Genomic DNA, 14,618 nt, shown 5'->3' on the forward strand with positions numbered 1-14,618 from the left:
TCTCAGGAGGCGCCCTTGCGTCATCTAACTCGACCGAGCGTGGCGGATCCGTGATCCGTTGCAGCGCCTCTCGATCGGGCGAGACAACTTTAACCGAAGCTCCGCTTGATCACATCCGGCGAAGCGTTCCGTCGGTGTCGGTGATGAGATACGTCCCATCGCCGAGCGGCTGGAGGTCGTACTCGTCGATCGTGACGATTCCCAGTTCGCCGAGGACTTCGCCGGTCCCGGTGTCGACCCGGTAGTGCTTCCAGGCGTCCTCGGTGGCCGACACGACGATCGCGGTGTCCGCCGTCAGATATCCGCCGGCCCACTCCAGATGGTCGTCGAAGGCGCGGACGCGGACCCCCGTACCCAAAAGGTCCGAAAAATCGTGGAAAATGGCGTCTTGTTGGTCGTGGTCCACCGTCATGACGTGCTTCTCGTCCGGAGAGATGCCCACGATGACCCGCGAGCCCCACTCGACGGCCCGCACCTCATCGCCCGGCCCGGCCAGGAAGGTCCGGCTGCCGTCCTGACCCTCACCGACGTCGAGCAGCATCCGGCCGTCGCTCAGGGCGAACTGCCCGCCCCCGTGCCCCTCGGTCGGCAGCGGGTGGCGGGCCCGGAGCTCGCCGGTCGCCGCGTCCAGCACGATCCACTCGTCCGGCCGATCGCGCCCGGCCAGCACGTTCGGGACATAGGCCCAGACCACTGATTCGTCGGCGGAGAGGGCGACGGCGGTCTCCGCGATGTAGTCACCGATCTTGGCGCCGAGATCGAAGCGCCAGGCGTCGGATCGGATCGCGTCGCCGGTCGCGTAGATCAGCCGGTCGCGGCTGCGCGGCACGGCGAACCCCTCGATCGCCGGATCCGCCGGGAACGTCCGGACGAGCTCGAGATCGGCGTCGAACACCTCGACGCCACTGTCGGTCAAGCGGGAGATCACGCGCACCCCGGAAGCCTATCGAGGGTTCAAGCCGTCACGCGAAGGAGCGAGAAAACATCAAGGACCTTCCATAAAACATCAAAATCCCATCATTCTGTACGACGTGAAGCACCCCTACCGGATACGCGAGATAGCAGCGACAGCCGGATTGAGCCAGGCGACGGTGGACCGTGTGCTGCACAACCGCGGCGGGGTCCGGGAGAGCACCGTCCGGCAGGTGCACCAGGCGATCGCCGAGCTGGACCGGCAGCAGTCGCAGTCCGGCCGCACCTTCGTGATCGACGTCGTCCTGAAGACCTCGCGCGCCTACGGCGCCGCCGTCCGCACCGCCCTCGACGCGGAGATCGCCGAGATCCCGGTGACGGTCCGTCCCCGGCTGCACGTCACCGCCGAGTCCGCCGATCTCGTGCGGGCGCTCGACCGGGTCGGCCGGTCCCGCTCGCACGGCCTGATCGTGCTGGCGCCGCCGGCGGACGCGGTGGCCGACGCGGTGGCCCGGCTCGGGGTGCCGGTCGTGACCCTCAACGCGGACCTGCCGGCCGGCAAGCGGATCGCGCATGTCGGGGTGGACTACTTCGACTCCGGAGCGACCGCCGCCTACCTGGTCGAGCGGCTCCTCGCGGAGCGGGCCGGCGACGTGCTGGTGATCAACGGCCGGGGCGAGCGGGAGGACGGCTTCCGCTCGGTGCTGCCGGCGCGGCGGATCATCACGGCCGGCCCGGAGGTCGGCCCGCTGCGCGGGATCATCGCCGGCAATCCGACGATCCGGGCCGTCTACTCCGCCGGGACCTGCGGGAACGAGGCGATCGTCGCGGCGTTCGCGGAGGAGCGGCGCAACTACGACGTCTTCGTGGCGCACGGCCTGGACGAGGAGAACGTGGCGCTGCTGCGGGCCTTCCGGATCTCCGCGGTGCTGCACCAGGATCTGCGGGCCGACATGCGGAACGCCTGCCTCGCGATCCTGCGGGCGCAGGGCGCGCTGCCCGGCCCGATCGGCTCGCATCCGTCGGCGGTCCAGGTGATCACGCCGTACAACGTGCCGCCTTTTGACCTGTGATTGCAATTTCCGAGCAAGTTCATGAAAGACATGGACGGACCCTTGTGAGTTAGATCACCGGACATCTATCGTCGGCTCACCCACCGAAAGAAAGAGCCCTCGATGTCTGTGCGACCTCGCTGGTCCGCCCTGCTTCTCGGCGCGGCCCTGGTTGTCACCGGGACCGCGGTACCCGCTTCCGCCTCTCCGTCCTACAAGATCACTCGCGCCGCGATCGACCCTTCCCTGACCGCCGGCCGCGGCGCCTCCGTCGCGTTCGTCGAGCAGGAGGCCGAGCACGCCCGCACGACCGGCACGGTGATCGGCCCGGACCGGACCGCCTACACGCTCCCGGCCGAGGCGTCCGGCCGCTCCGCCGTGACCCTCGACCCGGGCGAGTTCGTCGAGTTCACGCTGCCGCGCGCGGCCAACGCGATCACCGTGCGCTACAGCATCCCGGACGCGCCGACCGGCGGCGGGATCACCGCGCCGCTGACCGTGTCCACCGCGCACGTCCAGCGGACGATGACGCTCACCTCGCAGTATTCCTGGCTCTACAACCAGTACTCGTTCACCAACGACCCGCAGGCCGACCTCCTGCACCCGGATTGGTGGATCACCGAGTGCCAGTGCGTGCCGGCCGCCACGACGCCCGCCCCGGTGATCACCAAGCCGTTCCGGCCCGCCCACTTCTACGACGAGCAGCGCCTCCTGCTCGGCCGCACCCATAGGGCGGGCGACCGGATCCGGCTCACCGCCCGGACCGTGCCCACCACGATCGACCTGCTCGACTCGGAGCTGGTCGGGCCTCCGTCGGTGGACCTGCGAGCGGTGAACGTGCTGCTCTTCGGCGCCGACCCGACCGGGCGGAAGGACGCGGCGCCGGCCATCGAGCGGGCCATCGCGTACGCGAAGAGGACGCACCGCGCGGTCTACCTGCCGCCGGGCGTCTTCCAGGTGAACCGGCACATCGTCGTGGACGACGTGACGATCCGCGGCGCCGGCAACTGGTACACGATCGTCAAGGGCCGGCAGGTCGCGCTCGACACCCCGGCGCCGGACGGCTCGATCCACACCGGGGTCGGCTTCTACGGCCGGGACGCCGCGGAGGGCGGCAGCCGCAACGTCCACCTCTCCGGGTTCGCGATCCAGGGCGACGTCCGCGAGCGGATCGACACCGACCAGGTCAACGGCATCGGCGGCGCGATGAGCGACTCGACGATCGACGGCCTGCACATCCAGCACACCAAGGTCGGCCTCTGGTTCGACGGGCCGATGTCGAACGTGAAGGTCACGAACAACGTGATCGTCGACCAGATCGCGGACGGCCTGAACTTCCACACCGGCGTCACCGGCTCGCTGGTCCGCAACAACTTCGTCCGGAACACCGGCGACGACGCGCTCGCCATGTGGGCCGAGAAGACCACGAACTCCGGCAACGTCTTCGACCGCAACACGATCCAGTCGCCGACCCTGGCGAACGGCATCGCGATCTACGGCGGCCACGACATCACGGTCTCCGGCAACCTGGTCGCCGACCCGGTCCGGGAGGGCAGCGCCCTGCACGCCGGCACCCGGTTCGGCGCCGAGCCGTTCACCGGCCGGCTGCGTTTCACCGGCAACACCACGGTGCGGGCCGGCACCTACGAGCTGAACTGGCGGATCGGCCTCGGCGCCATCTGGATGTTCGCCCTCGAGCGCAGCATCGACGCGGACGTGCGGGTGGTCGGCGATCACTACCTGGACAACACCTACAACGCGATCATGTTGGTGTCGGACTGGCCGGTCAAGGATCTCTACTCGATCGACGGCGTCGTCTTCCAAGACCTCAAGATCGATGGTACGGGGACGAGCGTGCTCAGCGCCCGGGCCGGCGGTTCGGCCTCCTTCGCGAACGTGGACGCCCGCAACGTCGGGGCTGTCGGCGTGAACAACTGCGGCCGGTTCGGCTTCCCGGCGACCGGTTCCGAGTTCGGCCTCACCGACCTGGGCGGCAACGACGGCGGCTGGCTCGGTCCGTACCTGCCCAACGTGATCACCTGCGACGACCGTCCCGAGGTGGTCCCGCCGCCGGCGCCGTCCCGCTGGTGACCCGCTGATCCTCCGCCCCCGGTCCTGTGGATCGGGGGCAGAGGGCAGGTCAGGCGGTGAGCCACCAGGGGCTCGAATACGCCACGCCCCAGTCGTTGGCGGGGTGGCCGGACGGGCCGGGGGAGGCGTTCGCCTGCGTCGGGTCCGAGACCCGCAGCACCACCCAGGAGCCGTCGGCCAGATCCAGCGGCACGGTGAACTCGGTGACCACCCCGGCCGTCGTGTCGATCACGTCGGCCACCTGCGGGGCCCGGGTGCCCGGCCGCAGCACCTGGATCTTCAAGGGCTTGCCCGCCCACTCCGGGCCGCGGTCGAGGTCGACGGCGAAGCGCACGTCACCCTTGGTGAAGGGCAGAACACCGCCCATCCGTACGCCCGCGGCGGTCGCGTCCAGGCGCAGGCCGCTCACGCGGGTGGCGAAGAAGCGCCGCGCCCGCATGGCGGCGAGCACCGCGTTCCGGGTGTTCTCGGCGGCCCAGATGCCGGTGCGGCCCTTGCCCTCGGGATAGCCCCACTCGGTGCCGTGCTCGTCGGTCACGCCGGTGAGCCCGGTGCGCCAGCCCGCGTTGAGGCAGGCGTTGAGCGGCGAGCTCTGCCCGCTCGACCAGCCGTCGAAGAGGTAGTCGTCGCCCCGGTTGAACATCTCCAGGCCGACCATCTGCTCGCGCATCGCCGCGTTGTAGGAGAAGTCGTTGAACCACAGCAGTTCCCGGCCGGGGTGGTTGAACCCGCTGATCCCGCCGGACGCGGTGATCCAGTTGTAGAGGCGGGACATGCTGCTGGAACCGCCCAGGTCGGTGAAACTCCCCGTATACCAGACGTTCACGTGGCCGAGCAGCGGATGCGACCACTCGAACCCGCGCAGCGCGGTGTAGGCCCCGGGCGTGTTCGCGGCGTCGGCGAGCTGTCCGGTGCGGTTCTACTCGGAGCTGCTGAGGCCGTTCACCGCGAGGAGCGTGGTGTGGTCGGTGAGGGCGGCGATGTCGAGCCCGGCCGAGCGCATCGACTCGTAGGCGCGGGCCGGGTCGCCGTCGCCGTCCGACATGAGGGTGTGATTGATCTGTCATGGCCTCACAGTGAGGTTTGTGAATGTCTGACAGGTGAACGGCGGGGGATCCGGAAACGGACTGTCGGCTTGGTAGCCTGGTCGGCGCTTCGAGCACCGGGAGATGGGAAACACGTTGAGCCGAACCCTGCTGGTCACCGGTGGCGCCGGTTTCGTCGGCGGCGCCCTGGTCAGGTCGCTGCTGACCGAATACCCGGACGCGGCGATCGTCTCGCTCGACAACTACTTCACCGGGTCGCCGGAGAACCACGTCAACGACCCGCGGGTGACCTACATCGACGGCTCGACCGTCGACATCGCGAAGATCTGGGCCGGCCGCGGGCTGCCCGCCCCCGAGATCGTCTTCCACCTCGGCGAATACTCCCGGATCGTGCAGTCGTTCGAGGATCACGACCTGACCTGGGACTTCAACCTGCTCGGCACCAAGGAGGTCGTGAAGTTCACGGCCGGGCACGGCGCCAAGCTGATCTACGCGGGTTCCAGCTCGAAGTTCGGCAACGACGGTGAGGACGAGAACCTCAACCCGTACGCCTGGACCAAGGCCAAGAACATCGAGTACATCAAGAACTACGCGAACTGGTTCGGTCTCGACTACGCGATCACCTACTTCTACAACGTGTACGGGCCGGGTCAGATCACCAACGGCAAGTACGCGACGGTCATCGGCATCTTCGAGCGGCAGTACCTGGCCGGCGAGCCGCTCACGGTGGTCTCCCCGGGCACCCAGACCCGCGACTTCACGCACATCGACGACATCGTCCGGGGCATCGTGCTGGTGGCCCGGCAGGGCGCCGGCGACGGCTACCTGCTCGGCGCCGGGCACGAGTGGCCGCTCGCCGAGGTCGCGAAGATGTTCGGCACCGAGTTCGTGCTGCTCCCGGCCCTGCGCGGGGAGCGGACCCGCGGTCAGGCCGACATCACGAAGGCGGCCGGCCTGGGCTGGCGGCCGGAGCGCCGGCTGGACGAATACGTCGCCGAGTTCGTGGCGGCGCACCCCCGCTGACACCGGGATATTTCGTAGGAATGGTTTTCCGGGATTGGGGGATCCCGGCTCCATGCAGAACGGGATCAGGGTTGTCGTGGTCGACGGCCACGCCTCCTTCGTCCGCGCCCTGGAAGGGTTGATACCGGAGGTCAGCGGCGGTCGGGCGACCGTCGTGGCCACGACCGGCGAGGCGGCGAAGGTCGGCAGCGTCATGCGCGCTGCCATGCCGGACCTGGTGTTGGTCGATCCGGCGCTTCCTCCGGGAGGCGGCCGGCACCCGGTCACGCTGGTGCGCGAGTCGGCGCCGCAGACCCGGATCGTGGCGCTCGCCGACGAGAGCGACCCGGCCCTCGCCGTCGAGGCGCTGCACGCCGGAGCGGCCGGTGTGCTGCGGCGCTCGGCCGACGTCGCGGAACTACGGCAGCCGCTGCTCGCCGCGCTCGAGGGCTGGGCCGTGGTGCCGCCGGCGCTGCTCACCACCCTGCTCGACCAGGCGCGTCCCCAGCAGCCGCATCCGGCCGCGTCGCACCTCGACGACGACGACCGCCGGCTGCTGAAGCTGATCGCCGGGGGCTCGTCGACGAGTGACATCGCCGGCCTGCTGCACGTGTCCGAACGTACGGTGAAGCGCCTGACCGCCTCCCTGCTGCGCAAGATGAAGGTCTCCAGCCGGACCGAGGCGGCGGCCCTGGCCGGCGCCGCCGGCCTGCTCTAAGAGGCCGGGAGCCCGGCGCCGAGGCGCTGATGGCCGACGCGATCGGTGCCCTTCAGGCGGTCCTCACGACCGGCGGCTCGAGCATCTCCATCCACACGGCGGTGCTGAAGCTGCCGGACGCGAGCGACCCCACCCTGAAGACGTTCCGGGTGGTGAAGGACTAACCGGTGGCCCGGGGTCGCGTGGTCACCGCCGACAGCGGGGTGGCCACGTCCTCCAGCGACTTGCCCTCGGCGTCGATGCCGATGAACGCCTCGACCAGGCCGCCGACCGCCATCACCGCGGCGCCGATCAGGTACCCGATGAACAGCTTGCCCGGGTCGTCCCCCTCGCCGATCAGCGCGCCGTAGAAGACCGGGCCGATCGCGCCGAAGCACTGGGCGATCGCGAAGAACACCGCGATGGCCTGCGCCCGGATCTCCAGCGGGAAGATCTCGCTGACCGTCAGGTACGCCGAGCTCGCCCCCGCCGAGGCGAAGAAGAAGATCACGCTCCAGGCGATCGTCTGCGTCACCACGTTGAGCGCGCCCGCGTCGAAGAGGAACGCCGTGATCGCCAGCAGGATGCCGGAGAGCAGGTACGTCCCCGCGATCATCTTGCGCCGGCCGACCGTGTCGAAGAGCCGCCCGATGGTCAGCGGTCCGATCAGGTTGCCCAGCGCGAACGCCACGAGGTAGAGCGGCGCCGCCTTCTCGGAGACCCCGTAGAACTTCGTGAGCACCAGCGTGTACGTGAAGAAGATGGCGTTGTAGAGGAAGGACTGCGTGATCATCAGCGTGGCGCCGAGCGTCGACCGCGCCGGATAGAGCCGGAAGAGCACCCGCAGCAGCGAGAGATAGCCGTGCGGCTTGGTCGGCCGGATGTCGATCGCCTTGGACTCGTCGAGCGGCGGCAGCGTCTGGCCGGAGGCCTCGGCGGCCCGCTCGATCCGGGCGATGTTCTCCTCGGCCTCCTCCTCGCGGCCGTGCATGACCAGCCAGCGCGGGCTCTCCGGCAGGTGCCGGCGCAGACCCCAGATGGCGACGCCGATGATCGGGCCGAGCAGGAAGGCGATCCGCCAAGCCAGGTTCAGATCCACGTTGTTGAGCAGGATGTACGTGCCGAGCGTGCCGATGATGGCGCCACCCCAGTAGGTGCCGTTCACCCCGATGTCCACCCGGCCGCGGTACTTGGCCGGCATCATCTCGTCGATGGCGGAGTTGATCGCGGCGTACTCGCCGCCGATACCGGCTCCGGCTATGAACCTCGTGAGATACAGGAAGACCAGTGCGGCAGGGCCGTTACCCCAGGTCAGGGCGGTGAGTGCGTTACCGCCGAGGTAGACGGCCAGGGTCACGATGAAGAGGTTCTTGCGGCCGAGCGCGTCGGAGAGCCGGCCGAAGAAGAGCGCGCCGAACACCTCGCCGAGCAGATAGACGGTGGCAATGAGGCCGACCTGGGTCGAACTCAAAGCCAAGGTCTCCTGCTCGGCGAGGACCGGGCCGACGGCGCTGGCCACGGTGATCTCGAGTCCATCGAGGACCCAGGCCGTGCCGAGCGCGAGGATGATGCGGGTGTGGAACGGGGACCAGCTGAGCCGGTCGATCCGGGCGGGGATCAGGCTCCGGATGGTCCGCTGTTCCGCTTCTGCTGTCATGGACGTCCCTCCATATCGAGTGACATTGACCCCGTGATACCCAGGAACCTCACAGCTACGCATGTGGAGGCCGCTGATGACGTTCGGTGTCGCCGTGATCGGAATGGGCTGGATGGGCCGCGTGCACACGCAGGCCTACGCGCGGGTCCGCCACCACTACCCGGATCTCCCGGCGCCCGAGTTGATCGCGGTGGCCGACGACGTTCCCGGCCGGGCCGCCTCCGCGGCGCGGCAGTTCGGCTTCGCCCGATCCACGCTCGATTGGCGGGAGCTGCTCGACGACCCGCGGATCGAGGCGGTGAGCGTCACGGCGCCGAACTTCCTGCACCGGGAGATCGGGGCCGCCGTCGCCGCGTCCGGCCGGCACCTCTGGATCGAGAAGCCGGTCGGGCTCTCCGCCGCCGACGCGCGGGCCATCACCGGTCCCGGCCAGGTCACGGTGGGGTTCAACTACCGGCACGCGCCCGCCGTCGCGAGAGCCCGGGCCCTGCTCGCCGACGGCGCGATCGGCACGGTCACGCACGCCCGGTTCAGCTTCCTCAGCGACTACGCGGCCTCCCCGGACGACGCTCTCACCTGGCGTTTCGAACGTGAGCGCGGCGGCAGCGGCGTACTCGGCGATCTCGGTTCGCACGCCGTCGATCTGATCAGGCATCTGCTCGGCGAGATCGTCTCGACTTCCGCGGCCAGCGCGATCCTCATCCCGCAGCGGCGACGCCCGCTGGGCGTCACTTCCGGCCATGAGCGGGGTACGGGCGAACTGGGCGCCGTGGAGAACGAGGACTGGGTCGGGGCACTCCTCCGGCTCGGATCGGGTGCGCGGGTGTCGCTGGAGGCGAGCCGGGTCGCCACCGGTTCACCGAACGCCTACGGTTTCCAGATCCACGGCACGGCCGGCGCGCTGAGCTGGGATTTCCGCCGGATGGGCGAGCTGCGCGCCGGCGCCGCCACGATCCCGGCCGGCCCGTTCTCGGTCGGCCCCGGCGATGGCGAGTTCGGCGCCTTCCAGCCGGGCGCCGCCATCCCGATGAGCTACGACGACCTCAAAGTCGTCGAGGCGTCCCTCTTCCTCCGCTCGATCGCCGACGGCACGCCGCACGGCCCCACCCTGGCCGACGCGATCCGCGCCGCCGAGGTCCTCGAGGCGATCGCCGACTCCGCGTCGACAGGTCGCAACCGTTTCGTCGTTTCCAATTAATGATCTCCAGAGTAGAGTCGGCGCGCTTCGTCAAGCACCACGGGGGAGATCCGTTGTCCCAGCGCGTCACCAGATCTGCGCTCGCCGCGAGCGTGCTCGTCGCGGCCTCGATGTTCTTCGTCGACCTGTCCACCGGCCCGGCCTCGGCGGCGACCACGCCGACACTGCTGACCGGCGAGCAGCGGCACGCCGTCACCGGCTATCACGCCGACCGGATGGTCGTCGACGGCGTCAACGACCGCCTGCTGGTGGCCGACGACGTGGCCCACCGCGTCCTCGCGGTCGGCTACGCCGGCGCGGTGGTCTCCGAGGTGGCGCTCCCGGACGGCGCGAACGCCGGCGACCTGGAGCTCTCCGCGGACTCGAGCCGGCTCTGGGCGATCGTCCCCGGCCCCAACGTGATCATCTCGTGGGACGCCGCGACGCTCGAGGAGAAGGCGCGCTACCCGATCGCCGCCTACGACCTGGGCAACCTCGCGGTCACCGCGGACAAGGTCTGGTTCACCTACAACAAGAACTATTTCGCCTCGCTCGACCCGGCCACCGGTGAGGTCGTCAAGCACACCCTCGGCAGCGGGACCAACACCTCGGCCTCGCCGCGGCAGCCGCTCATCGCGGCCAGCCCGGCCGACCCGGATCGGCTGGTGCTGACCGACGCGGACACCCGCGGCGACGTCTTCCTCTACGACATCGGCGCGGCGACGCCCGCGCTGGTGGCCACGACCCGGACCGGTCTCTACGGGCACACCGCCCTGGAGTACACGGCCGACGGCCGGATGATCTACGTGGGCGGTGTCGGCGGCGCCTACTACACCTGGGCCGACGATCTGGGCGGCTTCCAGTCCCGCACCATCGCGATGAGCCGGGCCCTGGCCGTCGAGGCAGCCGCGGGCGGATGGCTCGCAGCCGGTCTCCCGCCGGCCGGCGACCAGACCGACCTGCGCCTCTTCCGGGACGCCGAGGGCACCGCGGCCCGGGAGTTCGACTTCCCGATCACGGCGGCGGCGCCCCAGCTGACCGGTCTCGCCTGGGAACCGGGCGGCGACCGGCTCTTCGCGCTCACCACCGAGGAGTCCGGCGCGCAGAGCCTCTGGACGATCGGCACCCCCACGGTCATCCCGAGCCCGAGCGTCCCGGCCGCCACGCCCACCGCGATCACCCTGGCGGCGCCGGCGACCACGCCCCGCGGCGAACTGGTCAGCGTGTCGGGCACCATCACCGGCGGCGTCCCGATGGGCACCGCGCTCACCGTGCGCCGGACCGACCCGGCGTCGCCGGCCGGCGTCACGATTCCGTCCTGGCAGACGAACGCGTCGGGCGGGTTCGGGTTCATGGACACGCCGCCGGTGGCCGGCACGGCCACCTACACGGTCACGTTCGCCGGGACCGCCACCCACGCGCCGTCGTCGGCGCAGATCTCGATCAAGGTCGTCACCGCCCCGGCGCCGGCCCTCGCCGCGACCGCGATCACGCTGAAGGCGCCGGCCACGTCGAAGCGCAACGCGGTGGTGGCCATCCAGGGCCGGCTCACCGGCAGCGGCATCGGCGCCCGCACCCCGGTCACCGTGCGGCGGGCCGACGCCGAGACGCCGGCCGGGAAGAACCTGCAGCAACTGGCCACCGCGGCGGACGGGACGTTCACGGCGCGCGACCACCCGGAGGTCGGCGGGACGGTCACCTACACGGTCTCCTACGCCGGTGACGCGGTCCGCAAGCCGTCGTCGGCGAAGGTGTCGATCGTCGTCGCCAAGAGCACGCCGACGCTCACGCTGAACCGGAACGGCAGCGTCAACGCCTACAACGCGACGGTCACGATGACGGCGCGCCTCGGCGCCACCCACAGGAACCGGACCGTCGAGATCTGGGCCGACCCGTACGGCTCCGACCAGGCGAAGCGGCTCGTCAAGAAGGGGACGGTCAACGGGGCCGGCGACCTGAGCGCCACCTTCAAGCTGACCCGCGACACCACGTTCAGCGCCGTCTTCACCGGTGACACCCGGTACGCCGCCCGCACCGTCACGTCGACGCTGCGGACCAGGGTGGCCGTCTCCACCGCCGTCACCAAGCACTACAAGGTCAAGAACTCGTACTACCACGTGCGGAAGAAGACCCACCCGAAGTTCACCACGACGATGACGCCGTACCCGGGTCGCAAGCAGCGGCTGACCTTCGAGCGGTACTCGGGCGGCAAGTGGGTGGCGTGGAAGACCGGCACCTTCAAGCTCAACGCGGCCGGGAAGTACACGTTCACGCTGACCGGCACGCACAAGACCGGGGTGAAGTACCGGGTGCGGGCCGCGTACCTGACCGGGACGTCCGGCGACAGCGCGAACTACACGACGTACGGCGCCTGGAGATACTTCACCTTCACGAAGTAGGCGGCTCAGAAGGTGTGCCGGTACAGCGAACAGCCCCGGCACACCTCGGGCGGCTCCGCGCTGGACAGCCGGCGGCGGAACTCCCGGTACGGCTCACCGCGCCAGATCTCCGGGAAGCCGCTCTCGGTCAGGTCGCCCAGGGACACGCGGTCATCGCCCATCACCATGCAGCACGGTTGGACCACCCCCGTGCTGGTCACGTAGGCGGCGTCCCAGGGCCAGGTGCAGCCGCCACCACCCTCGTCGTCGAAGCGCGGCAGGCGTACCCGTACCCCCGAATGCGCAGCCACCCGCCTGGCCGCAGCGAAAGCTGCCTCGGCCCGCTCGCGATCGGCGCCGGTCCAGAGCGCCTGATCGGCGGTGAACGTGCGGATCTCCTCGTAGCGCCCGGCCGGATCGGTGTCGTCGAAACTGTGCGACAGGTTCTGCACGCGGAGCTCGTCGACGCCGATCCGATCCAGCAGCCGGACGAGCTCGGGCAGCTCGGCCACGTTGTCGCGCATCGCCACGAAGACCACCCGGATCCACGGCGTCGCGCTGCCGGCGGCGCGTTTCGCCCGCACCAGCCCCGCCAGGTTGTCGATCACGGTCTCGAAGCGGGCGCCGTCCCGGATCCTCTCGTAGGCCGCCGCGCTCGCGCCGTCCAGCGACACGTGCAGCCAGTCGACCCGGCTCGCCACCAGCTCCTCGGCGCGCTTGCGGGTCAGCAGCGTCGCGTTCGTGTTGAAGCCGACCCGGATGCCGCGCCGCACCGCCGCCGCGATCATCTCCGGCAGGTACGGCGAGAGCAGCGGCTCGCCCAACCCCTGCAGGGTGAGCTGCCGCAGCGGCACGTCGCTGACCAGCCGGTGGAAGAGGTCCGGCGCCATCGCCCCGGCCAGCTTGTTGACCGGCGGCCGGTACCGGACCAGGCACATCGTGCAGCGCAGGTTGCACGCCGAGGTGACTTCCACCTGGAGGTGGGCGGGGAGCGGTGGGTCGAGGTCGGTCCGCATGCCGCCGGGCATGCCCATCCCGGGACGGAGGAAACTTATCGTCTGGTAGCTCTCTCCACCACGACCGTCGTCGATTTGATTACGGCGACCGCCACCGAGCCGACCTGCAGGTCCAGCTCGTCGACGGCTTCCCGGCTCATCAGCGAGACCACCCGGAACGGGCCCGCCTGAATGTCCACCTGCGCCATCACGGTGTCCTTCACGACGGCCGTGACGATGCCCCGCAGGCGGTTGCGCGCCGAGGATTCGTCGGCGCGCTCGTCCGGGCCGGCCGCCTGACCGCGCACGAAAGCAGCCAGGTCCACGCCGTCGATGACCCGGTGTCCCTGCTGGTCACGGCTGGCGGCCAGACGGCCCGCGTCGACCCACCGGCGAACCGTGTCGGTGCTGACGCCGAGCAGCTCGGCCGCATCCCCGATCTGGAAAGTCGTCACGCCGATCACCCTAGCCCTGCCGTTCCGGACGTCTTTGCGGGCGCTTTTCCTCTTCTGGGTGCCGGCCTTCTCCTGGCGCCTTCCTCTTCCTGGCGCCTTGCTCCTCCAGCCTGGTCTTTCCGGCCGCCTTGCTTCCCCGCTGTCTGGCCTTTTCCGGCCGCCTTGCTTCCCCGCCGCCTGGCTCTTCCCGCCGCCTGGCCTTCCGGCTGCCTTGCTTTCCGGCCGCGGTCCTGGCCGGCGCCGGTCCACTCTCAGCCGAGTCCGACCATCTCGACAGCACGCTGAACGGCGGTCCGAGGGCTGGTGAGCACGGGCAACCCATCAAGCAACCCGGCGGCCGGAGTCATGCTCGCCTGAGCCAGCACAACAGCATCAACCCGCCCGGCAACCCCGCGAACGAATTCGGCGACCACCTGGTGATAGAGCTCGAATTCCCCGTTCTCAAAATGCACCCAAGCGTCCCGGCAGAGCGCAGAAACAACGGTGACCGCTTTGCCGGAGCGAGAAGCACTCTCCCGAAGCAGAGCAATGGTCGGCTCCAGAGTCGATTCAACGGTGGCCACCACAGCGATCCGCTCACCCATACCAACCGCAACCTCAGCCATGGGCCGATCCACCCGAAGCACAGGCACCCCGACAGGGCCCTCCGACTCCCAGCAGCCCCCGACCCACGCCGAACCCGACCCCCGACCCGCGCCGCTCTTTGCGTGCGCCGCGCCCGTGCCGCTCATCGCGTGCGCCGCGCCCGTGCCGCTCATCGCGTGCTCCGCGCCCGTGCCGCTCATTGCGTGCTCCGCGCCCGCGCCTTTCGGCCCATGCCCGCGCTCCACCTCGCCCGCGGAGCGCTCCCGGCCTGCGCCTTTTCTCGCACCCCCACGATCCCCGCCGCTCGATGCCTGCTCGGCGACCGCCCCGATGGTCGAACAAGTACAAACGATCAGGTCGGCGCCAGCGGCTTCCAGCTCGCCCAGCCGCGCCCGCGTGCGATCCGCGATCTCAGGCGTCACCCCATCGACCCGGGCGTCCGCGAGCAGCGACGCGTCCACCACATGCCGCACCGCCCAGCCCGGCGCCAACTCCGCCATCAACTGCTGGAACGTCTCGACATGAACATCCGCCGTGTGCAGAAATCCGATCGTGGGCATCGGCCCAGTCT

General features: G+C 70.0%; 13 protein-coding genes, 1 pseudogene and 1 riboswitch. Of the genes and pseudogenes, 7 read left to right on the plus strand and 7 right to left on the minus strand.

Annotated elements, in window-relative coordinates:
* Window positions 1-78: riboswitch (S-adenosyl-L-homocysteine riboswitch) on the minus strand.
* Between the two features lie 31 nt (window positions 79-109).
* Window positions 110-934, minus strand: a complete 825-nt coding sequence (locus tag AB0G10_RS30020) for a hypothetical protein (RefSeq protein ID WP_360929069.1) — start codon at window positions 932-934, stop codon at window positions 110-112.
* A gap of 97 nt (window positions 935-1,031) precedes the next feature.
* On the opposite strand from AB0G10_RS30020, the gene AB0G10_RS30025 reads away from it, so the two are divergent.
* A complete protein-coding gene (locus AB0G10_RS30025) occupies window positions 1,032-1,985 on the plus strand; it encodes a LacI family DNA-binding transcriptional regulator (protein ID WP_360929072.1) in 954 nt (317 codons plus the stop codon).
* A gap of 102 nt (window positions 1,986-2,087) precedes the next feature.
* The gene (locus AB0G10_RS30030) at window positions 2,088-4,055 is read left to right on the plus strand and encodes a glycosyl hydrolase family 28-related protein (protein ID WP_360929075.1); all 1,968 of its coding nucleotides are present in this window, start codon (window positions 2,088-2,090) and stop codon (window positions 4,053-4,055) included.
* A gap of 49 nt (window positions 4,056-4,104) precedes the next feature.
* Here the strand turns inward: AB0G10_RS30030 and AB0G10_RS30035 are convergent.
* A pseudogene (locus tag AB0G10_RS30035) lies at window positions 4,105-4,926 on the minus strand (DUF3604 domain-containing protein); the annotation flags it as partial.
* Between the two features lie 48 nt (window positions 4,927-4,974).
* Complete coding sequence (locus tag AB0G10_RS30040) at window positions 4,975-5,100, minus strand: hypothetical protein (RefSeq protein ID WP_360929077.1); 126 nt, start codon at window positions 5,098-5,100, stop codon at window positions 4,975-4,977.
* Window positions 5,101-5,224: 124 nt separating this feature from the next.
* Here AB0G10_RS30040 and AB0G10_RS30045 point away from each other — a divergent pair, with 124 nt between their 5' ends.
* The 3 genes from AB0G10_RS30045 to AB0G10_RS30055 are packed head-to-tail and all read left to right on the plus strand — an operon-like array spanning window position 5,225 to window position 6,985.
* The gene (locus tag AB0G10_RS30045) at window positions 5,225-6,124 is read left to right on the plus strand and encodes an NAD-dependent epimerase/dehydratase family protein (protein ID WP_360929080.1); all 900 of its coding nucleotides are present in this window, start codon (window positions 5,225-5,227) and stop codon (window positions 6,122-6,124) included.
* Between the two features lie 52 nt (window positions 6,125-6,176).
* Window positions 6,177-6,821 (plus strand): response regulator transcription factor, encoded by a 645-nt coding sequence (locus AB0G10_RS30050; RefSeq protein WP_360929083.1) that lies wholly within the window; start codon window positions 6,177-6,179, stop codon window positions 6,819-6,821.
* 29 nt (window positions 6,822-6,850) lie between these two features.
* Window positions 6,851-6,985, plus strand: a complete 135-nt coding sequence (locus AB0G10_RS30055; RefSeq protein WP_360929085.1) for a hypothetical protein — start codon at window positions 6,851-6,853, stop codon at window positions 6,983-6,985.
* Here AB0G10_RS30055 and AB0G10_RS30060 read toward each other — a convergent pair.
* Window positions 6,982-8,457 (minus strand): MFS transporter, encoded by a 1,476-nt coding sequence (locus AB0G10_RS30060; protein WP_360929088.1) that lies wholly within the window; start codon window positions 8,455-8,457, stop codon window positions 6,982-6,984. The two genes, AB0G10_RS30055 and AB0G10_RS30060, sit on opposite strands and share 4 nt — an antisense overlap.
* A gap of 76 nt (window positions 8,458-8,533) precedes the next feature.
* On the opposite strand from AB0G10_RS30060, the gene AB0G10_RS30065 reads away from it, so the two are divergent.
* Together AB0G10_RS30065 and AB0G10_RS30070 are read left to right on the plus strand one after the other, a co-directional pair.
* Window positions 8,534-9,655 carry a Gfo/Idh/MocA family oxidoreductase gene (locus tag AB0G10_RS30065; protein ID WP_360929090.1) on the plus strand — a complete coding sequence of 374 codons (1,122 nt, stop codon included), beginning with the start codon at window positions 8,534-8,536 and terminating at the stop codon, window positions 9,653-9,655.
* A gap of 53 nt (window positions 9,656-9,708) precedes the next feature.
* Window positions 9,709-12,033, plus strand: coding sequence for a hypothetical protein (locus AB0G10_RS30070; protein ID WP_360929093.1), 2,325 nt, complete (start codon window positions 9,709-9,711; stop codon window positions 12,031-12,033).
* A gap of 5 nt (window positions 12,034-12,038) precedes the next feature.
* Here the strand turns inward: AB0G10_RS30070 and AB0G10_RS30075 are convergent, their stop codons facing one another.
* From AB0G10_RS30075 to AB0G10_RS30085, 3 genes are all read right to left on the minus strand, one after another.
* Window positions 12,039-13,046 carry a radical SAM protein gene (locus AB0G10_RS30075; protein WP_360929095.1) on the minus strand — a complete coding sequence of 336 codons (1,008 nt, stop codon included), beginning with the start codon at window positions 13,044-13,046 and terminating at the stop codon, window positions 12,039-12,041.
* Window positions 13,047-13,063: 17 nt separating this feature from the next.
* Window positions 13,064-13,462, minus strand: coding sequence for a TOBE domain-containing protein (locus AB0G10_RS30080; RefSeq protein WP_360929098.1), 399 nt, complete (start codon window positions 13,460-13,462; stop codon window positions 13,064-13,066).
* Window positions 13,463-13,713: 251 nt separating this feature from the next.
* Window positions 13,714-14,607, minus strand: coding sequence for a hypothetical protein (locus AB0G10_RS30085; protein WP_360929101.1), 894 nt, complete (start codon window positions 14,605-14,607; stop codon window positions 13,714-13,716).
* Window positions 14,608-14,618 lie beyond the last annotated feature (11 nt).

This window comes from Actinoplanes sp. NPDC023714 (assembly GCF_040639855.1).
GTDB lineage: Bacteria > Actinomycetota > Actinomycetes > Mycobacteriales > Micromonosporaceae > Actinoplanes.